At 65.0% G+C, this 21,606-nt stretch carries 20 protein-coding genes; 10 read left to right on the forward strand and 10 right to left on the reverse strand.

The window, feature by feature from the left end:
• Window positions 1-74 precede the first annotated feature (74 nt).
• The 4 genes from dnaG (at window position 75) to AC1DN9_RS03235 (ending at window position 7,078) form a co-directional block, all read left to right on the forward strand.
• Window positions 75-2,021 carry a DNA primase gene (dnaG, locus tag AC1DN9_RS03220; RefSeq protein ID WP_478097210.1) on the forward strand — a complete coding sequence of 649 codons (1,947 nt, stop codon included), beginning with the start codon at window positions 75-77 and terminating at the stop codon, window positions 2,019-2,021.
• Between the two features lie 278 nt (window positions 2,022-2,299).
• Window positions 2,300-4,612, forward strand: a complete 2,313-nt coding sequence (gene rpoD / locus AC1DN9_RS03225) for an RNA polymerase sigma factor RpoD (protein WP_478097212.1) — start codon at window positions 2,300-2,302, stop codon at window positions 4,610-4,612.
• Between the two features lie 88 nt (window positions 4,613-4,700).
• Window positions 4,701-5,939: a multidrug effflux MFS transporter gene (locus AC1DN9_RS03230; protein ID WP_478097214.1), complete on the forward strand. Its 1,239-nt coding sequence runs from the start codon at window positions 4,701-4,703 to the stop codon at window positions 5,937-5,939.
• 5 nt (window positions 5,940-5,944) lie between these two features.
• Complete coding sequence (locus AC1DN9_RS03235) at window positions 5,945-7,078, forward strand: HPP family protein (RefSeq protein WP_478097540.1); 1,134 nt, start codon at window positions 5,945-5,947, stop codon at window positions 7,076-7,078.
• Here the strand turns inward: AC1DN9_RS03235 and AC1DN9_RS03240 are convergent.
• On the reverse strand, window positions 7,023-7,973 hold the full coding sequence (locus AC1DN9_RS03240; RefSeq protein WP_478097216.1) for a LysR family transcriptional regulator: 951 nt from the start codon (window positions 7,971-7,973) through the stop codon (window positions 7,023-7,025). The genes AC1DN9_RS03235 and AC1DN9_RS03240 overlap by 56 nt on opposite strands.
• Window positions 7,974-8,041: 68 nt before the next feature.
• On the opposite strand from AC1DN9_RS03240, the gene AC1DN9_RS03245 reads away from it, so the two are divergent.
• Together AC1DN9_RS03245 and AC1DN9_RS03250 are read left to right on the forward strand one after the other, a co-directional pair.
• Complete coding sequence (locus AC1DN9_RS03245; protein ID WP_478097218.1) at window positions 8,042-8,755, forward strand: DsbA family protein; 714 nt, start codon at window positions 8,042-8,044, stop codon at window positions 8,753-8,755.
• Window positions 8,752-9,369, forward strand: coding sequence for an NAD(P)-dependent oxidoreductase (locus AC1DN9_RS03250; RefSeq protein WP_478097220.1), 618 nt, complete (start codon window positions 8,752-8,754; stop codon window positions 9,367-9,369). Before AC1DN9_RS03245 ends, AC1DN9_RS03250 begins: the two co-directional genes overlap by 4 nt.
• A gap of 16 nt (window positions 9,370-9,385) precedes the next feature.
• Here AC1DN9_RS03250 and AC1DN9_RS03255 read toward each other — a convergent pair whose 3' ends face one another.
• The 7 genes from AC1DN9_RS03255 to AC1DN9_RS03285 form a co-directional block, all read right to left on the reverse strand.
• The gene (locus tag AC1DN9_RS03255) at window positions 9,386-9,784 is read right to left on the reverse strand and encodes an SRPBCC family protein (RefSeq protein ID WP_478097222.1); all 399 of its coding nucleotides are present in this window, start codon (window positions 9,782-9,784) and stop codon (window positions 9,386-9,388) included.
• Between the two features lie 81 nt (window positions 9,785-9,865).
• Window positions 9,866-10,570 (reverse strand): ABC transporter ATP-binding protein, encoded by a 705-nt coding sequence (locus AC1DN9_RS03260; RefSeq protein WP_478097224.1) that lies wholly within the window; start codon window positions 10,568-10,570, stop codon window positions 9,866-9,868.
• Window positions 10,563-11,333 (reverse strand): ABC transporter ATP-binding protein, encoded by a 771-nt coding sequence (locus tag AC1DN9_RS03265; RefSeq protein WP_478097226.1) that lies wholly within the window; start codon window positions 11,331-11,333, stop codon window positions 10,563-10,565. The genes AC1DN9_RS03260 and AC1DN9_RS03265 overlap by 8 nt, the downstream gene beginning before the upstream one ends.
• On the reverse strand, window positions 11,330-12,301 hold the full coding sequence (locus AC1DN9_RS03270; protein WP_478097228.1) for a branched-chain amino acid ABC transporter permease: 972 nt from the start codon (window positions 12,299-12,301) through the stop codon (window positions 11,330-11,332). The genes AC1DN9_RS03265 and AC1DN9_RS03270 overlap by 4 nt, the downstream gene beginning before the upstream one ends.
• Before the next feature lies 1 nt (window position 12,302).
• Window positions 12,303-13,175 (reverse strand): branched-chain amino acid ABC transporter permease, encoded by an 873-nt coding sequence (locus AC1DN9_RS03275; protein WP_478097230.1) that lies wholly within the window; start codon window positions 13,173-13,175, stop codon window positions 12,303-12,305.
• Window positions 13,176-13,326: 151 nt separating this feature from the next.
• The gene (locus AC1DN9_RS03280) at window positions 13,327-14,502 is read right to left on the reverse strand and encodes an ABC transporter substrate-binding protein (protein WP_478097232.1); all 1,176 of its coding nucleotides are present in this window, start codon (window positions 14,500-14,502) and stop codon (window positions 13,327-13,329) included.
• Between the two features lie 205 nt (window positions 14,503-14,707).
• On the reverse strand, window positions 14,708-15,454 hold the full coding sequence (locus AC1DN9_RS03285) for a GntR family transcriptional regulator (protein ID WP_478097542.1): 747 nt from the start codon (window positions 15,452-15,454) through the stop codon (window positions 14,708-14,710).
• A gap of 203 nt (window positions 15,455-15,657) precedes the next feature.
• Here AC1DN9_RS03285 and AC1DN9_RS03290 point away from each other — a divergent pair, with 203 nt between their 5' ends.
• From AC1DN9_RS03290 to AC1DN9_RS03305, 4 genes are all read left to right on the forward strand, one after another.
• Complete coding sequence (locus AC1DN9_RS03290; protein WP_478097234.1) at window positions 15,658-16,779, forward strand: 5-methyltetrahydropteroyltriglutamate--homocysteine S-methyltransferase; 1,122 nt, start codon at window positions 15,658-15,660, stop codon at window positions 16,777-16,779.
• Between the two features lie 32 nt (window positions 16,780-16,811).
• On the forward strand, window positions 16,812-17,480 hold the full coding sequence (locus tag AC1DN9_RS03295; protein WP_478097544.1) for a glutathione S-transferase family protein: 669 nt from the start codon (window positions 16,812-16,814) through the stop codon (window positions 17,478-17,480).
• The gene (locus AC1DN9_RS03300; RefSeq protein WP_478097236.1) at window positions 17,477-18,856 is read left to right on the forward strand and encodes a phospholipase D-like domain-containing protein; all 1,380 of its coding nucleotides are present in this window, start codon (window positions 17,477-17,479) and stop codon (window positions 18,854-18,856) included. Before AC1DN9_RS03295 ends, AC1DN9_RS03300 begins: the two co-directional genes overlap by 4 nt.
• 82 nt (window positions 18,857-18,938) lie before the next feature.
• Entirely contained in the window at window positions 18,939-19,625 is a 687-nt protein-coding gene (locus tag AC1DN9_RS03305) for a dienelactone hydrolase family protein (RefSeq protein ID WP_478097238.1), read from the forward strand.
• Window positions 19,626-19,638: 13 nt separating this feature from the next.
• On the opposite strand, the gene AC1DN9_RS03310 is transcribed toward AC1DN9_RS03305, so the two are convergent.
• Both AC1DN9_RS03310 and AC1DN9_RS03315 read right to left on the reverse strand, forming a co-directional pair.
• A complete protein-coding gene (locus AC1DN9_RS03310; RefSeq protein ID WP_478097240.1) occupies window positions 19,639-20,733 on the reverse strand; it encodes an ROK family protein in 1,095 nt (364 codons plus the stop codon).
• Window positions 20,734-20,754: 21 nt separating this feature from the next.
• Complete coding sequence (locus AC1DN9_RS03315; protein ID WP_478097242.1) at window positions 20,755-21,543, reverse strand: alpha/beta fold hydrolase; 789 nt, start codon at window positions 21,541-21,543, stop codon at window positions 20,755-20,757.
• Between the last annotated feature and the right edge of the window lie 63 nt (window positions 21,544-21,606).

Raw genomic sequence — 21,606 nt, forward strand, 5'->3', positions numbered from 1 at the left:
TTCCGGGAAGGCCAGTATGCCGCCGGCCGGCGACTGATTGATGGCTTGCGTATCATCTGCCGCTCTCCGCCTACATGACCATCCCCGCTTCATTCATCCAGGAACTGATCGCACGCGCCGACGTGGTGGAAATCGTCGGGCGCTACGTTCAGCTCAAAAAGGCGGGCGCCAATTTCATGGGGCTTTGCCCGTTTCACGGAGAGAAGTCTCCCTCGTTTTCGGTCAGCCCCACCAAGCAGTTCTATCACTGCTTCGGCTGCGGTGCGCATGGCAACGCGATCGGCTTCCTCATGGAACACGGCGGAATGGGATTCGTCGAGGCCGTGCACGATCTTGCCGGCCAGTACGGCATGCAGGTTCCCGAGGACGACGCCTCCCCCGAAGAACGGGCCCGGGCCGCCGGCCAACGCCAGAAGCAAGCCACCTTGTCCGAAGTGCTGGAAAAGGCCGGCGAGGCCTATCGGAAGCATCTGCGGCAGGCACCCGGCGCGATCAGCTACCTCAAGGGCCGTGGCGTGTCCGGCGAGATCGCGCGACAGTTCGGCATCGGCTACGCGCCGGCCGGCTGGCGCTCGCTGGCCAGCGTGTTTCCCGACTACGACGACCCGCTGCTGGTGGAAACCGGCCTGGTGATTGCCGGCGAAGCGGACGACAACGGGGAAGGCAAGCGCTACGACCGCTTCCGCGACCGGGTGATGTTCCCGATTCGCAACGTCAAGGGGGAATGCATCGGCTTCGGCGGCCGGGTGCTGGGCGACGAGAAGCCCAAGTACCTGAATTCGCCGGAAACACCGGTTTTCAGCAAGGGGCGCGAGCTGTATGGGCTTTACGAAGCCCGTGCGGCCTTCCGCGACCGGGGCTACGCTCTTGTCACCGAGGGATACATGGACGTGGTCGCCCTCGCGCAACTCGGCTTCCCGAATGCCGTCGCGACGTTGGGAACCGCTTGCACGCCCGAGCATGTGCAAAAGCTGTTCCGCTTCACCGAATCGGTCGTTTTCAGTTTCGACGGCGATGCCGCCGGCCGTCGCGCCGCGCGCAAGGCGCTTGACGGCGCGCTGTCGTACGCGACCGACGTGCGCAGCATCAAGTTCCTGTTTCTGCCGACCGAACACGATCCCGACAGCTTCATCCGGGAATTCGGCGCCGACGCCTTCGCACGCTTCGTGAACGACGCGACGCCGCTGAGCCGCTTCCTGATCGAAGCCGCCAGTGATGGTTGCGACCTCGGGACGGCGGAGGGCCGCGCCCACATGGCAAGCAACGCGCGGCCGCTCTGGACCGCCCTTCCCGAAGGCGCCCTGAAACGCCAATTGCTCGGTGAAATCGCCTCCCTGGTGCAGTTGAGCGGACAGGAATTGGAGCAATTGTGGGCGCCGGCGCCGGCAAGAACCCATGCCCCCGCGCCTCAATCGGCCCCTCCGGATGAGGACTGGAACGGGTGGAATGATCGAAACGAGTGGATCGACAATCAACCCCGGCCCACCTCCGAAAGACGACGCTTCAAGTCCTCCCGGGCGCCGGTGCCTCGTCCGCCGCCCGGCGGGCGCAAATTGCCGACCAGTCGCCCCGACGTCGCCGCAAGGCTCATCCTGTCGAACATGGCCGAGTGGGAAGGCCTGTCCCATGAGTTGCACGCCCTGCTCTGCGACCTTCCCGGCGATCACGGGCTGCTTTTCGCGTGGCTCGACAGCCAGTTGCACGAGCACGGCGTTCAATCCTGGGCCGCGTTGCGCGAGGGCCTGCGAAACCAGCCGTTCGAAACCCTGGCCCTCCGTGTCATGACCGGCCCCGACGGCAGCCCCATCGGCAATGCCGAAGGCGAACAGGCCGCCGACGCGATCCGGGAATTGCGCAACGTGCTCGACTACATGCTCGACGACCTGCTCAAGGTGCAGCAAACCGAGGCCGTCGAGGCGGCAAAAATCGACCCGCGGGCATTGGAGCGCTACAAGGCGCTGGAAGCCCGCCGTCTCGAATTGCGCCAGCGCCTCAAGCCGAGCACGCCAAATGGGGCTTGAAAAATCTGTAACACGCTATAATGTGAGGCTTCGCTAGAACGCGAATTAGGCAAGAGCGACAGCAGCACCTCCGGGCCGACCCCAAGCGCAATGCACTTCCCGACGGGAAACGGGTCAATACACCGCAAGGACTGCACACCAAATGTTCGCCCGACATCTTGCCTTTTGACGGCCGTTCGAGGACCTCGAGTCCTCGTCGCCTCATTGTTTGTGCTCCTGCCTGCGCCGGGTTTGTGGCGCTTTGATTCCGCTTGGTCCATCTTGTTGTTCGAGGTCTTATGCCCAGTTCAAAGAAGCCTGCCGTGTCTACCGCCAAGAAGCCCGCTGCAGAAATGCCGTTGAAAAAAGCCGCGCTGCCGGCAACCAAGACGGGCGCTGCCGCGTCCAAGGCGTCTGCAGCAACGAAAGTGAAAACCGTGCCCACGAAAACGACCACCACCGCTGACACCCCGAAACCCGCCGCCAAGAAGGTCGGCCGCCCCCCCAAGGCAGCCGGTACGCCTGCCGCAGCCGGCGGCGCCAAACGCGGCCGCAAGCCCAAGGCCGGCAACGAGCCCGTATCCAGCGACATCGATTTGTCCGACATCGAGGACGATCTGGCAGGTGAAGAACCGGCGGTCGCAGCGACCGAAGAAAAGGTCAAGCCGCTGCGAATGAAGATCAGCAAGGCGAAGGAACGCGCCTTGATGAAGGAATTCGGCCTCGACGAGACCGTGCTTTCCGAGGAAGACCTTGCCAAGCGCCGCTCGCGCCTCAAGACCCTGATCACGCTCGGCAAGACCCGCGGCTATCTCACCCATGGTGAAATCTCCGACCACTTGCCCGACAAGCTGGTCGACGCCGAGACCATGGAAGTCGTGGTCACCATGCTCAACGACATGGGCGTGGCCGTCTACGAGCAGACGCCCGACGCGGAAACCCTGCTGCTGAACAACACCGCCCCGACCGCCACCACGGTCGAGGAAGCCGAGGAAGAAGCCGAAGCCGCCCTTTCCACGGTGGACAGCGAATTCGGCCGCACCACCGACCCCGTGCGCATGTACATGCGCGAAATGGGCACGGTCGAATTGCTTACGCGTGAAGGCGAAATCGAAATCGCCAAGCGCATCGAAGGCGGCCTGATGGCCATGATGGAAGCCATCTCGGCTTCGCCCGCGACGATCGCCGAGATCCTGCGCCTGGGCGAAGACATCCGCGAGGGCAAGGTCGTCATCTCGACCATCGTCGACGGCTTCTCGAACCCCAACGAGGCCGACGACTACGTGGCCGAAGAAGACTTTGACGAGTTCGACGAGGAAGACGACGACGACGGCAAGGGCGGCTCCAAGGCGCTGACCAAGAAGCTCGAGGAACTCAAGCGCGACGCGCTCGAGCGCTTCGACCGCATCGCCGTGCTGTTCGAGAAGATCCACAAGATCTACGACAAGGAAGGCTACGGCACGCCCGGCTACCAGAAGGCACAGCATTCGCTCTCCGAAGAGCTGATGACCATCCGCTTCACGGCCCGCACGATCGAGAAGCTGTGCGACCTGGTACGCACGCAGGTCGACGACGTCCGCAAGAAAGAGCGCGAACTGCGCCGCATCATCGTGGACAAGTGCGGCTTCCCGCAGGAAGAGTTCATCCGCGACTTCAGCGGCTATGACAAGAACGGCAATCGCGTCGCCTCCAACCTGCTCAACCTCAAGTGGGTCGAAAAGCAGGCTGCCGCCGGCAAGCCCTGGAGCGCCGTGCTCTCGCGCAACATCCCGCCGGTGCAGGAACTGCAGCAGCGTCTGGCTGACATCCAATCGCGCGTGGTGGTGCCGCTCGCCGAGCTCAAGGACATCAACAAGCGCATGAACGAAGGCGAATCGTCTTCGCGCGATGCCAAGAAGGAAATGATCGAGGCCAACCTGCGTCTCGTGATCTCCATCGCCAAGAAGTACACGAACCGCGGCCTGCAGTTCCTCGACCTGATCCAGGAAGGCAACATCGGCCTGATGAAGGCGGTCGACAAGTTCGAATACCGTCGCGGCTACAAATTCTCGACGTACGCGACGTGGTGGATTCGCCAGGCAATCACCCGCTCGATCGCCGACCAGGCGCGCACCATCCGCATCCCGGTGCACATGATCGAGACCATCAACAAGATGAACCGCATCAGCCGCCAGCATCTGCAGGAGTTCGGCTTCGAGCCCGACGCCGGCATCCTGGCCGCGAAGATGGAGATCCCGGAAGACAAGATCCGCAAGATCATGAAGATCGCGAAGGAGCCGATCTCGATGGAAACCCCCATCGGCGACGACGACGATTCGCATCTGGGCGACTTCATCGAGGACAGCAGCAACACGGCGCCGATCGAGGCCGCGATGCAAGCCGGCCTGCGCGACGTGGTCAAGGACATCCTCGACAGCCTCACGCCGCGCGAAGCCAAGGTGCTGCGCATGCGCTTCGGCATCGAGATGTCGACGGACCACACGCTGGAAGAAGTCGGCAAGCAGTTCGACGTGACGCGTGAGCGCATCCGCCAGATCGAGGCGAAGGCACTCCGCAAACTCAAGCATCCGTCGCGTTCCGACAAGCTGCGCAGCTTTATTGATACCCTGTAGGCTCGCACTCGCTGCAAGCAAGAGAAGAAGGCGCCCTCGGGCGCCCTTCTTTTTTCAGAACACCAAGAATCGACCGGAGACATCGCGCATGAACCCCGACGCCCACAAACTCTGGCCGGCCCCGCGCTGGGCGCTGGCCGTGCTGCTGGCGGTGCTGGGCATGCTCGGTCCGTTCTCGATCGATACCTACATCCCCGCTTTCTCCGGCATCGCGCACTCGATCGGCGCCACGCCGGTGGAGATGCAGCAGACGCTCTCGGCTTATCTCTTCGGCTTCGCGTTCATGAACCTGTTCCACGGGGCACTGTCGGACAGTTTTGGCCGCCGTCCGGTGGTGCTCTGGGGCCTCGTCGTCTTCACGGTCGCATCGCTGGGGTGCGCGCTCTCGCAGACCATCGGGCAACTCGTGCTGTTCCGCGCGCTGCAGGGGTTGTCGACAGGGGCCGGTATTGTGGTTTCGCGGGCGGTGATCCGCGACATGTTTCCGCCGGCCGAAGCGCAGAAGGTGATGAGCCAGGTCACGATCTATTTCGGCATCGCGCCGGCGATCGCGCCGATCGTGGGCGGTTTCCTGTTCGTGAACCTCGGCTGGCACAGCATTTTCTGGTTCCTGGTCGGAGTGGGCGTCGTGCTGTTCGTCGCCAACTACAAGCTCCTGCCCGAGACGCTGCACCCTGAACACCGCCAGCCCTTCGAGGTGAAGCATCTGTTGCGCGGATATTGGGACCTGTGCTCCGACCCGCGCTTCCTGCTGCTGGCGCTCGCGAGCGGCGTGCCCTTCAACGGCATGTTCCTGTACGTGCTCGCCGCGCCCGCCTTTCTTGGCGAGCACCTCGCGCTGGCGCCCACGCAGTTCTTCTGGTTCTTCCTGCTGACCATCGGCGGCATCATGGCCGGCGCGTGGGCGAGCGGACGCATGGCCGGCAAGGTGGCGCCGAAGCGGCAGATCCGCGACGGCTTCGTCATCATGCTGGCGACTTCGGTCGTGAACGTGATCGCGAACGCCTTGTTCACTCCGCATGCCGCCTGGGCGTTGTGGCCCCTGGCCGTGTTCGCCTTCGGATGGGCGCTGATGGTGCCGGTGGTCACGCTGCTGGTGCTCGACCTGCACCCGGAGCGCCGCGGCATGGCCTCTTCGCTGCAAGCCGTGATCGGATCGACCGCCAACGGAATCGTCGCAGGCGTGATCGCGCCGCTGGTGATGCATTCGACGCTGGCCCTGGCCGGCACCTCCATCCTGATGCTGGGCATCGGCCTGGTCGCCTGGGTCTGGCTGCACGGGCGATGGCCGGAAATCGGGCGCCTCGTCGCCGGCGGAGCCGCCTGATGGTCATGCGGCTCGAAGCGTTGTCGACTTTTGCCCGCGCCTGGATCCCGGGGCGCACGTCCGTGAATGGCCGCGAGCGCCTTCGGGCCGCTTCCGGCGCCTTGGTCGGCCTGGTCGTCACGGCGCTGCTGTGCCAATGGATGCTTCACCTCACGTGGGGCAGCACGTGGCTGATCGCGCCGCTGGGCGCCAGCGCCGTGCTCGTGTACGCGGTGCCGGGCAGTCCGTTGGCGCAGCCCTGGTCGGTGATCGGCGGCAACACCGTCGCCGCGCTGGCGGGTGTCGCCTGCGTTCAATGGCTGCCGGACGGTGCCTGGGTCGGCGCGATCGCCGTTGCCCTGGCCATCTCGCTGATGTTCGCGCTTCGCTGCCTCCATCCACCGGGCGGCGCGGTCGCGTTGCTGGCGGTGTTGACGCACGCCACAGAGTTCTCGTTCGCCCTCTTTCCGACCATGGTCAACTCGCTGCTGCTGGTGCTGGCGGGTGTGCTCTACAACAGCCTGACGGGGCGACGCTATCCGCACGTCCAGATCGCGCCGCGTCAGCCCGCTACGGACAGCCGCTTCAGCTCGGCCGACGTCGACGCCGTGCTGGCGCGCTACAACCAGGTGCTCGACATCAGCCGTGACGATCTCGAATCGCTGATTCGCGAGACTGAAGTCGAGTCGTGGCACCGAAGGCTCGACACGGTGCATTGCGTCGACATCATGTCGCGCGATCTCGTTTTCATCGAATTCGGCACACCGCTGCAAGAAGCCTGGTCGCTGATGCACGCCCGACGCATCAAGGCACTGCCGGTCGTCGACAGGACCCGGCGCGTGGTCGGGATCGTGACCCAGGCGGATTTCTTCAAACACATCGACCTGCAGCACCACGAAGGCCTCGGCGGTCGTCTGCGCGACTTCATCCGCGCGACGCGCACCGTGATGTCGAGCAAGCCCGAGGTCGTGGGGCAGATCATGACCCGCGAAGTGCGCGTGGCCAGCGAAGACCGGCCGCTGGCCGAACTGGTGCCGTTGTTCTCCGAAGGCGGCCACCACCACATCCCGATCATCGACAGCGAAAGGCGGCTCGTCGGGATGATCACGCAGTCCGATTTCGTGCGCGCGTTGTATCGCGCCGTGGGGCCACAGGACTGAACGGCCAATAGCCTGGATCGGAGAAGCGCTCTACCAGCAGGTCGAGCAGCGCGCGCAGCGACGCCGGCATCTGGCGCCTCGATCCATAGAGACCATAGACGCCCAGCGCCTGCGGCACGGCTTCGGGTAGAAGTGCCACCAGCCGCCCTTGCGCAATGGGCCCGCGCGCGGCGTACACCGGCTGCATCGTGATACCCGCGCCCTCCATGGCGGCGGCAAGCAACACCTGTGATTCGTTCGCGCTGAGATTGCCGCTGACCGGCACGGCAATGCGCGCCCCGGCCACATCGAACTCCCAAAGACTCTTGCCGAAGTAGGAGTAAGTCAGGCAGTTGTGCGTCGCGAGGTCTTCGACCCTGCGCGGACTTCCGTGCGCGGCCAGATAGATCGGCGCAGCGCAGATCACGGAATCGCAACGACCCAGCGGCCGGGCGATCAGGTTGGGATCGAGGTCGTTGGTGATCCGGATCGCAAGGTCAATGCGCTCTTCGACCAGGTTCACCGACCTGGGACCGATGTGAAGATCGATGGCCGCGAGCGGGTAGCGACGCAGGAATTCGGCGACCGTGGCGGCAAGCACCTCCTGCGCAAGCGACTGCGAACTGGCCACCCGCAACAGCCCACGAGGCGTTCCGGCTTCCGAAACTGGCGCCACCGCCATCTCCGCGGCAACTTCAAGCATGCGGCGGCAGCGGGCGAGCGTTTCCTCGCCAGCCTCCGTGAGACTCAATCGCCGCGTCGTGCGATGCAGCAGCCGGGCGCCGGCCCATTCCTCCATCTGCGCAAGGTAGCGCGTGACCATGGCGCGCGACATGTCGAGCGCCTCGGCCGCCGCCGTCATGCTCGCGCGCTCGGCGATTGAAACGAAGACCTCGGCGGCAGTGACACGATCCATATTCGATCGAATTCTGCAACAAAGATGACCATCTGGCGGGATTTTTCGATCGACCCAGGAAACATACGATGGCCGCCATGACAGCACCGAATCCCAACAAGCAACGCGCGACGCTTCACTACGTTTTCGATCCTCTCTGCGGCTGGTGCTACGCCGCCGAGCCGCTGGTCGAGGCCGCACGTGGCGTGCCGGGTCTGGCGGTCGAGTTCCACGGCGGCGGGATGATGACCGGCCCCAACCGCCGCACGATCACGCCCGAATGGCGCACCTACGTGATGCCACACGACCATCGGATCGCGCAACTCAGCGGACAGCCTTTCGGCGCGGCTTACTTCGATGGCCTGCTGAACGACAGCGGTGCGCTCCTGGACTCCGCCCCACCGCTGACCGCCATCCTGGCGGCGCAGGCCGAGGCCGGTCGCGGGCTCGACATGATCCGGAGGGTGCAGCGCGCCCACTACGTGGAGGGTCGCCGCATCGCCGACTCAGCTGTGCTGCAAGCGCTTGCGACGGAGATCGGGCTGAGCCCCGCAGCGTTCGCGGAAGCCTTCGACTACCTGTCCGGCGAAGCCACCCAGCGTCACATCGCCGACAGCCGCCGCTGGCTCGCAAGGGCTGGCGGGCAGGGATTCCCGACCTTCGCGCTCGAATTGCCGGGCAGTCGCCTCATCACGCTGGATGCCGGCCGCTATCTCGGCAAGCCCGACGCGTGGGCGACGCAACTGCGAACCCTCATCGCCGAATCGACTTCCTCTTCAATCGCCACAAGGACCACACCATGAGCAAGATTGCCATCCTCGGTATCTCCGGCCACGCCGGCTCGCGCATCGCCAACGAACTGCTTCAACGCGGCCACACGGTCACCGGGATCGCCCGCAAAGCGGAAAGCGTGCCGCAACATGCCCGACTCACCGTGAAGACGGCGGATGCCACGTCGCTCGACGCGCTGGTCCCGCTTCTTCGCGGACACGACGCGGTGATCAGCGCGACCCGCTTTGTCGGCGGCAGCGACGCCGCCACACTCATCGCCGCCACAAAGAAGGCCGGCGTGCCGCGCTTGCTGGTCGTCGGCGGCGCGGGCAGCCTGGAAGTCGCGCCGGGCAAGGCCTTGATCGATACGCCGAATTTTCCGGAGGCCTACAAGCTGGAGGCCAGCGCAGGCGGCAGGCTCCTCAACGCGTTGCGTGACGAGAAGGAACTGGACTGGACGTTTCTTTCGCCCTCCGCGCTGTTCGCGCCCGGCGAGCGCACGGGTAAATTCCGCCTCGGCGGCGACGCGCTGTTGACGGATGCAAACGGCAAGAGCTGGATTTCGATCGAGGACTACGCCATTGCGATGGCTGACGAGGTCGAATCACCCAAGCACTCGCGGCGCCGCTTTACCGCTGGGTACTGAGCGCCTCAGCTCGTCTTCAGGCCTGAGCCTCGAGGGTGTGCTTCATCGCGCGCATACCCTCGTCGATCATGGCGCCGATCGGCTGCGCCATTGCGTGCGGCAGCAGGTCGGCGATCCAGACAAGGCGGCTGTGCACGGCGTCCTCGGCGAACACTTGCAGCGAGGCGTTGTGATGCGTGAGCCGGCCGCCAGTGGCAGACCAAACGATGCGCCGCGCCGCATTGTCGACATCGACGATCACCTCGCGCGCCACGATGCCGTTGGCGAAAGTGACGATCCGTGCGTCGGCCTCCAAGCGGCAGTCCATCACGAAGCCCGGCACCAACCTGCGGTGAATTTCGCCGACATCACGAACAGCGTCCCAGATGGCGTCGGCGCCTGCCTCCACCTGCATCTCGCGTCGAATGGAAGCCATGAGCAGATCTCCTATCAACCGAACGGGATTACGGCCCGCCAGTGTAGGCCCGAAAGTGGGCGAGGCTGGGGGTTGGCGTGGCTAGCGCGAAACCCCCAGCAGCCGCTCCAACACTTCGGGCTGCGTGCGCAGCGTGGCCGCGTTGTCGGCATGGACGACGGTGCCGTGGTCCAGCACCACTGCTTCGTCGGAAATCGCGAGGATTGCCTGGGGATGCTGCTCGACGATGATCGCCGACAGTCCTTCGCCCTGCGTGATGCGGCGAATGGCGCGCAGGAGTTCTTCCACGATGATGGGCGCCAGCCCTTCGAGCGGCTCGTCGAGCAGCAGCAGCGCAGGGTTCACCACGAGAGCGCGTCCAACGGCCAGCATCTGTTGCTCCCCGCCCGACAACTGGGTCCCCAGGTTGCCCTTGCGCTCGGCCAGCCGAGGGAACATTTCGTACACGCGCTTGGGATTCCACTTGCCCGGTCGCGCCACGGCGGTGAGGTTCTCGTCCACCGTGAGCGACTTGAAGATGTTGCGCTCCTGCGGCACCCAGCCGATGCCCGCTGCGGCGCGCTGGTGCGACGAAAGCTTGTGGAGCGCCACGCCGCCAAGCGTGATGCTGCCGCCGTGCTGGCGCGTGGCGCCGGCCAGGGTGTTGATCAACGTGGTCTTGCCGGTGCCGTTGCGGCCCAGCAGCGCGAGCGTCTGGCCTTCTCCGATCGCGAGATTGATGTCGTGCAGCACGACTGCCTCGCCATAGCCGGCGCTCAGGTTTTCAATGCGCAGCAACTCAGACATGCTCGGCTCCATGACCCAGGTAGACCTCTTTCACCTTCGGGTCGTTGGCGATCGTGTCGGGGTCGCCTTCGGTCAGCAGCGTGCCGTTGACCAGCACAGTCATGCGATCGGCAAAACTGAAGACCAGGTCCATGTCGTGTTCGATGAGAAGAACCGAGACATCCGCAGGCAACGCGGCGACGGTTTCGAGCAGTTCTTCGCGCTCGCCCGCCGGCACGCCAGCCACAGGTTCGTCAAGCAGCAGAACGCGCGGCTCGCAGGCCAGCGCGATGGCGATTTCCAGCAACCGGCGCTTGCCGTACGCAAGATGCTTCGTCTGCTGCCGGGCCACATCGGCCAACCGGAACTGCTCCAGCAGTTGCCCTGCCCGTTCGGCCACCTGCTTCGATGTGCCAAGCGGCCGCCACCAATCGGTGCCCGCGCCCGTGTGCTGCGAGACCACCAGCGCGAGCGTCTCCAGCGGCGTCATCGAATCGAACAACTGGTTGATCTGGAAGGTACGCACCATCCCGCGTGCCACACGGCGGTGCGGCGCGAGACGCGTGATGTCCTCGCCTTCGAGCACGATGCGGCCCTCGGTGGGCGTGAGCACCCCGGTCAGCAGATTGATCAGCGTTGTCTTGCCGGCGCCGTTCGGTCCGATCAGCGCGTGTCGCGCGCCGCGCCGCAGATTCAGCGTGACGTTGTTGGTGGCCGTGATGCCGCCGAAGCGCATCACGAGGCCGGTCGCAGATAGGACGATGTCTTTCACGGTATCGCTCATGACCTGGCTCCCCCGCGGGCGCCAAACCATGTCCAGGGCTTGAACAGCCGGTCACGGCCAACCAGCACCATCAGCACCAGGATCAGGCCGATCCAGAACATCCAGTATTGCGGCGTGACGGTGGAGAGCGTGTCCTGCAACAGCTTGAACACGATCGCGCCCACGACGCCGCCATAGAGCCAGCCCACTCCGCCGATCACCAGCATCAGCAGCACATCGGCCGAGCGGTCGAACGAGAGCACGTCGAGCGACGCAAAGCCGGTGGTCTGAGCGAGCAACGCGCCCGCCGCGCCGGCCACCGCGGCGGCGACCGTGTAGATCACGGCCAGCCGGGAGACGACAGGGATGCCGATCGCCATGGCGCGCAGACGGTTGTCGCGCACAGCCATGAGCGTGGCGCCGAAGGGCGAATGGACCAGTCGCCGCATCAGCAGGAAGAGCAGCAGCAGCACAGTCATCGAATACCACGCGGCCGTGCGGCCGAACAGATCGAAGTCGAAGAGACCGAGCACCGGCCCCATCACCACGCCCTGCAAGCCGTCGGCGCCCCCAGTGAGCCAGTCGAGCTTGTTGGCAAGCTCGAGCAGCAGCAACGCCGTGCCGAGCGTCACCATCAGGCGGGTCAGGTCGGTGCCGCGCAGGATGGTGACGCTGGCCAGCGCACCGACGATGGCGCACATCACGATCGCCACCAAGAGGCCCACGGTCGGATCGGGCATCACATATTTGGCGAAGAGCGCCGCCGTATAGGCCCCCAGGCCGAAGAAGCCCGCATGCCCCAGCGAGACGATGCCGGTGTAGCCGAGGATGAGATCGAGCGACATCGCGAACAACGCGACGATCGCGATCTCGTTGATCATGAGCGCGCGCGAGGGCAGCAAGAGCGGCAGCACGAACGCCACGGCCCAGACTGCGAACTCCCACGGACGCCAGCGCGCCTTGCGCAGCAGCGGTTGCTGGAAATCCATGTCAGCGCGCTCCCTTGCGCGTGAACAGGCCCTGCGGCCGCCACATCAGGATGAAGATCATCAACAGGTAAACCGTGAATGCGCCCATCTTCGGAATGAAGTACTTGCCTGCCACGTCGGCAATGCCGAGCAGCAGGGCGGCCAGGAGCGGCCCGGTAATCGATGAGGTGCCGCCGACGGACACCACGATGAGGAAGTAGATCATGTACTTCAGCGGAAAGGTCGGATCGAGCCCCAGGATCTCGGCGCCCAGCGCTCCTCCCAGGCCTGCAAGGCCGGAGCCGACCGCGAAGGTCAGCAGAAACACGACGTTGACATTGATGCCCATGCCGGCCGCCACGCGCGGATCGTCGACCGCTGCACGAAGCCGGCTGCCGAAGCGCGTCTTCGTCAAGATGAGCTGAAGCACCACCGTCAGCACCGCGCACACCGCGATGATGAAGATCCGGTAGTGGCCCATGCCCAGCAGCAATGCGCCGTCACCGATTTCGCTGCGGCCGCGCAGCCATTCGGGCAGGTGAATGTTCTGCTGCGAGGAGCCGACGAAGTAGTCGATTGCTGCAACCGCCATGAACGCAAGCCCGATCGAGAACATCACCTGGTCCAGGTGCGGCTTTCCATACATCGGCCGGTAGAGCGTGCGCTCGAGCAGCGCGCCCGCGGCGCCCACCACCACGAACGCCAGCGGCAGGCAAAGGAGGAAGGGAACGCCGAGCTGCTGCATGGCGAACACCGTGAGGTAGCCGCCGGCCATGGCGAAGGCGCCGTGCGCAAGGTTGATGAAGTTCATCAGCCCGAGCGTCACGGCCAGCCCGACCGCGAGCACGAACAGCAGCATGCCGTAGGCGATGCCGTCAAAGAGAATGGTTAGCAAGGCTCGCCCCCAGGTTGCCCGCACTTCGTGTCGGGCGCCCACCCCCTGCCGGGGGCAACACCAGCGGCCCGGCTAAGCCGGTTCCGCGGTGTTCCACGGCAGACGCTTGGTGGGATCTTTGCGTCAATGTCGGTCAATGGCTGGTGGTGAATCACTGCTTGGTCTTGCCGGGGTCTTTCACGCCCTTGATGACGTCGAACTCGACGTTGTAGAGCTGGCCGTCCTTCTTCTCGACCTTGCGCAAGTACACGTCCTGCACGATGTCGCGGGTCTGGGCGTCGATGAGCACCTGGCCGCGCGGGCTTTCGAAGACCTGGCCCTTCATTGCCGCGAGCAATGCCTCGCCGCCGCCCTGGCCCTTCGTGGTCTTGAGGGCGTCATAGATGACGTGCATGCCGTCGTAGCCGCCGACCGCCATGAAGTTCGGGCGCATGTTCTTGTTGGCCTTCTCGAAGGCTTCGACGAACTTCTTGTTCATCGCCGACGGATGGGCTGCCGAGTAGTGGTGCGAGGTGACGACGCCCAGCGCGCCGTCGCCCATGTCGTTGAGTTGATCGTCGTCCGTCACGTCGCCGGTGGCGATCAGCTTGATGCCGGCCTTGTCCATGCCGCGTTCGAGGAACTGCTTCATCACGGCCGAGCCCGCACCCGAGGGCACGAAGACGAACAGCGCGTCAGGCTTGGCGTCGCGCACCTTCTGCAGGAACGGCGCGAAGTCCGGGTTGCGCAGCGGCACGCGCAGCGAATCGAGCACCTTGCCGCCGTTGAGTTGGAAGCGCTCCTTGAAGTACTTTTCGGCGTCGTTGCCGGGGCCATAGTCGGAGACCAGTGTGACGACCGTCTTGATGCCGTTCTTGGGCGCCCAGTCGCCCATTGCCACCGACACCTGCGGCAGCGTGAAGCTCGAGCGCACGACGTACGGCGAAGCTTCGGTGATGCTCGACGTGGCGGCCGCCATCACGACCAGCGGCGTCTTCGACTGCGTGGCGATCGGTGCGACCGCCAGCGCGGACGGCGTGATGCCCATGCCGGCGAGCACGTCGACCTTGTCGTTGACCACCAATTCCTGCGCCAGGCGCTTGGTGACATCGGGCAGGCCGGTGTCGTCCTTGACGATCAACTCGACTTTCTTGCCCGCCACGGTGTCGCCGTTCTGCGCCATGTAGAGGCGCGCTGCCGCCTCGATCTGGCGACCGGTGGAAGCTTGCTGACCCGTCATCGGAAGGATCAGGCCGATCTTGAACGTGTTGTCCGCGGCGTAAGCCAACGGCATGGCCAGCGCGATGGCAGTCAGACTGGCAGCCTTGACGAGATGGCGACGAAGCATGGAGCTCTCCTTTTTCGGTAGGTGCTGAAATGGTGAAACGGGGGGTATTGTGACGAGATGCAAGCGCGCCGGGGCGTCGGCAAACACCTAGCTTGCCAATGAAGCGATGGATTTCTGCGCGATCAGAGAATACGGCGCGCGATCATCGCGCAATGACTTGAGAACGAGGCGAGGTATCCAGGATTCGTTGTGTTGACGGGCATGTTCAGTTTCGTCGGCGGATGAGATTCACGCCCGGCAGGGGATGGGCCTGCACGCCGTGCAGCGCTTCGCGGAGGTTGCGCTGCGCGATGCGGCTGTGCTCGCGCATCAGCGCCTCGGCGCGGGATCCCTCGCGATTCTCGATCGCGTCGAGCACTTGCCAATGCTGGTCCTGCGCAACGAGAAGTATGTCGCGCGCGGCGGGTGCGTTCGCCTGCACGACGACGAAGGCGGAAGGCGATGCGAAAGGCAAGTTGGTCACGCGTTCGGTTTGCAACGCAATCAACGGACTGGCCGAGAGTTCGGACAGCAGGCGATGGAATTCCTCGTTGAAGGCCACGTAACGTGAGAACGCCGCATCGTCCAGCGCGGGCTCGCGCAACAGTTCATCGATGCGTTTGAGGCAGGCGCGCGCCTCGCGCAACACCACCGGCGACACGCCGCGCTCCGCTGCAAGCCGGGCCGACAGGCCTTCGAGCGTGCCGCGCAGTTCGATCGCATCGGCCACGTCGCGCTCCGAAAAGGTCCGGACGGCATAACCGCCGTTGGGCAGCGCTTCCAGCAAGCCCTCTTGTTCGAGACGCATCAGCGCGCTGCGCACCGGCGTCCGCGACACGCCGAGCATTTCAGAGATCGCCACTTCGGCGATGCGTGCACCACCGGGCAATTCACCCGCCAGCACCATCTCGCGCAACCGCAACTGGGCCTTCACCGCCTGCGAGCCGCCGGCTTCGACCGGTTCGACGCTCAAGCCGGTTGCGACCGAAGCGGCATGGGTGCTTACTGGAAATGCGGGGGTGCTCACAGGATACGGACTGTATACATGAATACCAACAATTTCGGCCCTCTGCCCTGAATCGAGGGTAAACACTCATCTCCATGTATCCGCTCTCCCCCAGCCCTGTGCGGATACGATCGACCGTTCTATTCCAGATTTCGACGGAGCCAATCCCCATGTCACAGCATGCCCAACTGCCTGCCCGATACGACCACGTCGGCAGCTTCCTGCGACCCAAATACCTGCTCGAGGCGCGCGAGCAGAAAGCCAACGGCGAGATCACGCCCGAGCAGCTTCGCAAGGTCGAAGACAAGGCGATCACCGAGATCGTCAAGTTCCAGGAAGAAATCGGCCTCAAGAGCATCACGGACGGCGAGTTCCGCCGCACCTATTTCCACATCGACTTCCTCGAACAGCTCGGCGGCGTGAAGACCGACATCCCGGTCACCATCCGCAAGCCCGATGGCACCGAGGAATTGGCCCCGCCGGTGATGCGCGTCATCGACAAGGTGCGCCACGCCAAGAACATCCAGCTGGCGGACTTCCAGTACCTCAAGAGCCAGGTGTCGGCCGGCAACACGCCCAAGGTCACGATCCCCTCGCCCACGATGCTGCACTTCCGCGGCGGCCGCGCCGGTATCAGCAAGGAGGCCTACCCCGAACTCGACCCGACCTTCTACGACGATGTCGCGAAGGCCTACGGCGACGAGCTGCGCTCGCTGGCCGAAGCCGGTTGCACCTATGTCCAGATGGACGACACCAACCTCGCCTATCTCTGCGACGAGAGGATGCGCGAAGCCGCCCGCCAGCGCGGCGACGACCCGAACGAACTGCCGCACCGCTACGCCGCCTTCATCAACAAGGTGGTGGCGCAGAAGCCCGCCGGCATGACGCTGGCGATGCACCTGTGCCGCGGCAACTTCAAGAGCACGCACGCCGCGGCCGGCAATTACGAGCCGGTGGCCGAGGCACTGCTCAAGGAAATGGACCTCGACGCCTACTTCCTCGAGTACGACGACGCGCGTTCGGGCGACTTCCGTCCGCTGCGCTTCCTGCCCAAGGGCAAGACCGTCGTGCTCGGCCTGGTGACCACCAAGTTCGGCGAAATGGAAGACAAGGACGAACTCAAGAGCCGCATCGAGGCCGCCTCCAAGTACGTCTCGCTCGACCAGCTCGCCCTGTCGCCGCAATGCGGTTTCTCGAGCACGGTGCATGGCAACAACATCGCGGTGGAAGCCCAGCGCGCCAAGCTGCGCCTGGTCGTCGAGACTGCGCAAGAGGTCTGGGGCTCGACCTGAAGGCGTAACCGTGGTGAAGTAGCGTCATGTCCATGAAGCTCTTCACCGGTCCCCTCAGCATGTTCGGCGCCAAGGCGCAGATCGCGGCCCTTGAAAAGGGGCTCGCGTTCGAATGCATCATGGTGCCCTTCGATCGGGACGACAACTACGAGCCCAGGCACCCCGAGGTGCTTCGGGTCAATCCCAAGCGACAGGTGCCGGTGCTGATCGACGGCGAGGTCGAGCTGTTCGATTCGACGCAGATCTTCGAATACCTCGAAGACCTTGTTCCCGATCCTCCTCTATGGCCCGCCGGCGTCGCAGCGCGCGCCCGAGCACGGCAGATCGAGCTCAAGTCGGACGAAGTCTTCTTTCCTCAGGTGGTGAAGCTCTTCGGCCTGCAGAACGACATGCAGAGTCCCGCGGCCTTGGCGGCCTGTGCCGCTTGCGATCGCTTCGGCAAGGAACTGGACCTGGTGCTCGAAGGCCGCGACTACCTCGCCGGCCCTTATTCATACGCCGACATCGCCTTCTACATGGCGCACGTATTTGCCGACCGCAAGGGCGCAGGCATGAGCTCCTCCACACCACGGCTGGTGGCCTGGCGCGATCGCGTCGGCGCACGGCCGGCGGTGCGCGAAGTGGTCGGCGCCATGATGCGCTTCCTCGCATCGCAGGGGCGACCGGTCCCTGCATTCCTGCAGTCGCACCTCCGCACGTGAACCAGATCGACGACCTGCTCGACTGGCTGCCCTCGCCGTCGCAGCATTTGCTTGTCGTCACGTTTGCGCTGCTTGTCTATGTGCTGACCACGCGCGCCCGGCGCGAACAGCGGGCACCCTCGACGGCGATCGCGTGGGTCATGGGATTCGCGCTGATGCCGTACATCATCCTGCCGATGTACCTGCTGTTCGGCCAGCGCAAGCTGCGGCCGCCAGGGTCGCCGCGGCCGCCGCGCACGGGTCCGACGGGACATTGGGCTGCCGATCTGATCGAGAGCTTCGGCCTGGCGCCGCCCGGCCGCTGCGAGATTCACTTCCATTCCGACGGCGCGGCCGCACGCGAGGCGCTCTTCGCTGTGATCGAAGGCGCGCGGACGCGGCTCGATGTGGGCACGTTCATCATCGGCGACGACGCGCTGGGCCACGAGGTCATCAACAGGCTGTCGCGGCGTGCGGGCGAAGGCGTGGCGGTGCGCGTGCTGCTCGACGGCTTCGGCGCCCTTTCGCTGCCGCGCTCGCACTTCGACACGCTCCGCGAAGCGGGTGCCGAAGTTGCCGTGTTCCGCCCGATCTTCAGCCTGCGTCGTACCGGTCCGCGCAATCTGCGCAACCACCGCAAGGTCACGATTGCGGACGACGGCTGGCTCTGGTCGGGCGGCCGCAACCTCGCCGGCGAATACTTCACCGGCAACGACGAGCACCCGGTCGCATGGCGCGATCTGTCCTTCGATCTCCGGGGCAGCGTGGCCGCCGCGGCAGCGCGGCAGTTCGACCATGACTGGTCGTCGGTGCGCAAGCGCAAGGCGCGCGCTGCGGCCGCCGTGGACAAGCCGGCCGAGGGCAACCTCGCGCAGTTCCTGCCGAGCGGCCCCGACCAGACCGAGGACACGGCACATGCGCTGCTGGTTGACGCCTGCTTTCGCGCCGAACAACGCTTGCTGGCCATCACGCCTTACTTCGTGCCCGGCGACGGCCTGCGCGACGCGCTGCGTCTGGCCGCGCGGCGCGGTGTGCAGGTGACGATCGCGATTCCAGCGCATTCGAACCACCGCCTGGCCGACTTCGTCCGGGCACGCGCGATGCGCGACCTCGCGCGCGCGGGGGTGACATTCCGGATGCTGCCGTTCATGGCGCACGCCAAGGCGGTGGTCGTGGACGAGGATCTCGCGATGTGCGGTTCCATCAATCTCGACTTGCGCAGCCTGCTGATCAACCACGAGGCAGCCGTGGTGTTCTACGGCCATGACCAGGTCGACTGGCTCGCGCAGTGGATCGAAACGACAGCCTCCGCCGGCGAGAACTATCGCGCGCGCCGACCCGGCATCCTGCGTGACTTGGCCGAAGGCCTCCTCCTCACCATCGCCTTCCAGCTCTGATCGAACTCGCCGGCCGGCGTGCCGACGACGCCGCCTTGTCAGATACTCGCCTTCTCGATCTCGAACACTTCAGGAGAGATGCATGGGAAAGCTTGTCCAGTTCAACCGTCCGGACGGCGGCGCCGTTCAAGGGTATCTCGCGGAGGCCGACAAGACCTTCGGCTCGGTGGTGGTGATCCAGGAATGGTGGGGTTTGAACGACCAGATCCGGGGCGTGGCCGAACGCTTTGCCAGGGCCGGCTTCACGGCCCTGGTGCCCGACCTCTATCGCGGGAAATCCACCGTCGAGGCCGAGGAAGCCCATCACCTGATGGACGGCTTGAACTTCGCCGACGCGGCCTCGCAAGATGTGCGCGGCGCGGTGCAGTTCCTGAAGGCGCGCGGCGGCAAAGTGGGCGTCACCGGTTTCTGCATGGGCGGCGCGTTGACGGTGCTGGCCTCGACGATGGCACCTGAAGCCGACGCCATCGTCGTGTGGTACGGGTATCCGCCGCTGGAGTACGTCGATGCATCGAAGATCTCCGCACCGGTGATGGCGCACTGGGCCACGCAGGATGCGGCCTTTGCCATCGCGGGTGCCGACGCGCTCGAAGAGAAACTGCGTGGCGCGGGCGTGCGCTATGAAGGCCATCGCTACCAGGCGCAGCACGCCTTTGCCAATGAAGACGCCCAAGGCCCGGGGCGCATTCCGATCACGCAATACGACGCCGTGTGGGCACAGCGTGCGTGGGATCGCACCGTGCGATTCTTCGGGCGCGAACTCGCCTGAGGGCTCAGCCGCTTCAACGCTTTGCGGTCGCCTTGCTGGCCTTGCTGGCCTTGTTGGTGTAGCTCGCGTTGCCAAGCCCGGTGCCGATGGTCAGGACGGCCCAGCGCTTCACGTCCTGCATGAAGGGCAACTCGCTCAGCCCCTGGACGACCGCGTCGTTGTGCATCAGCGCGACGGTGGGGTCGCCGTCGATGAGCGGGAGCCTCTTGCACAGCTCGCTCGGCAGATGGAAGTTTTCGCTCTCCCAGTCGCCGGGGAGGTTCTGCGCACCGCGTGAAATCGATCCGTCCTTGCGAATCAGCCCGGGGCAACCGATGCCGACGAACGGCGCGAGTCGGATGCCTTTCTTCTTGCAATAGCGGATCTGCTTTTCAAGCATTTTCGCGAGCCGGTCGACCAGCGCCTTGCGGCTCGGGCCATCGTCGGCATGGCGCCATTTTTCGCGGTGGATCACTTTGGCGTGCGAGAGGTCGGGCGAACGTCTGATCCGCGTCTTGACGATGCCGCAGCGCACATTGGTGCCGCCGATGTCCAGCGCCAGGATGGCGTCGCGGCGCTTCAGCAGCGGCGGCGGCACGAGGTGCACCCAACCGAGCAGGCCGCCATCGTCTGTCGCATGGCTGATGCGCCCCAATTGCACCGACTGATTCATCTCCTGCAACATGGCCGCCGCCTGCAGGATCGCCCGCTCTCCGACGTCACTTTCGGGGAAGCCGCCGCCGATGACGACGCGCTCGACACCTTTCCATGACGGCTGGCGCATGAAACGATCGATCACCCAGGCCAGTTCTTCCGCGAATTCCTCGATGACCGCGTGGACCACGTCCGCCGCCTCGGACGCCTTTTCGCCGAGCGCCTGGTCGAGCATCTTCTTGCTCATCTCCGTGGAATGAAGACCGCCCAGCGGGTCGTTTCCCTTCTTTCGGCGACGACGGCGCCAGCGTTCCAGCAGTTCCCTGAAGGCGGTCTGGCTGGCCTGGTCGCCGATGAAGCCGTCCTTGTCGCGCAACTGGAGGCTGTAGCCCTCGACCACGACCGAAGGCAGTTCGCGTGCGCCGTGCACGTCGGGCAGAGGATGCGCGTCTTTTTCGACTTTCTCTTTTGCCATCGTGTTTCCCGGATGCGCCGTTCAGTCGGCCGTGGTCGCAAGTATCAGGCGTGCGGCTTCCTCCGGCGCATCCCAATGCGGATAGTGGCCGCATCGCTCGAACCAATGGATGTGCGCATCGGGGAAAAGCGCCTGCGCGCGAGCGGCCTGCCTCGGGAAGCAGATCCGGTCGAAGCGCCCCCAGCCGATCACGAGTTGCTTGTCCAGGCTCCCGGCCGCCACGCCTTCCTGCGGCGACCCTTGCACCAGGCTCTTCAGCATCATGCTGAACGACGATGCCGAGGCCCAGTTGCGCATTTCGTCCAGAACCATCGAAGGCGAAAGGCCGGCGGCCTGGGCCGATACCTGCCTCAGCAGGAGCACGCGCGACCATTCGTGCGTCGTGATCGCGGGCATCGCGAACTGCAGCGCGCGCGCCAGCCGCCACGAGAGGCAGACGGAGGCCCGGTAGGCGTGGCGCTCCCATCCTTCCCAGAAGCCCACAGGCCCCAACGAGACGACCGCCCCCAGCACGCCGCCGCGCCGCGCCAGTTCCAGAATCAATTGCGCCCCCTCCGAACTGCCGGCGGCATCGATGCCCACCAAGTCGTGTTCATGCAGAAACTGAGCGACCGCGTCGCACATCGTGCGAATGGAGACTTCGCCTTTCAGCTCCGGACTCTTGCCGAAACCCGGCAGATCGATCGCCACGACACTGCGCTGTGCGGCCAGCGGCGTCAGCACGGTCCGCCACGACCGCCAGGTGCCGCCAAGGCCATGGACCAGCAACAGGGGCTTGCCTTCACCGCGTCGAACATAGTTGATCCGCACTTGTTCATTCTGCGTTCATCCGCTGCAGTGCAGCATCGGCACGGCGCACCATCCTTTGTAGGA

The organism is Variovorax sp. 05L425, assembly GCF_056397705.1.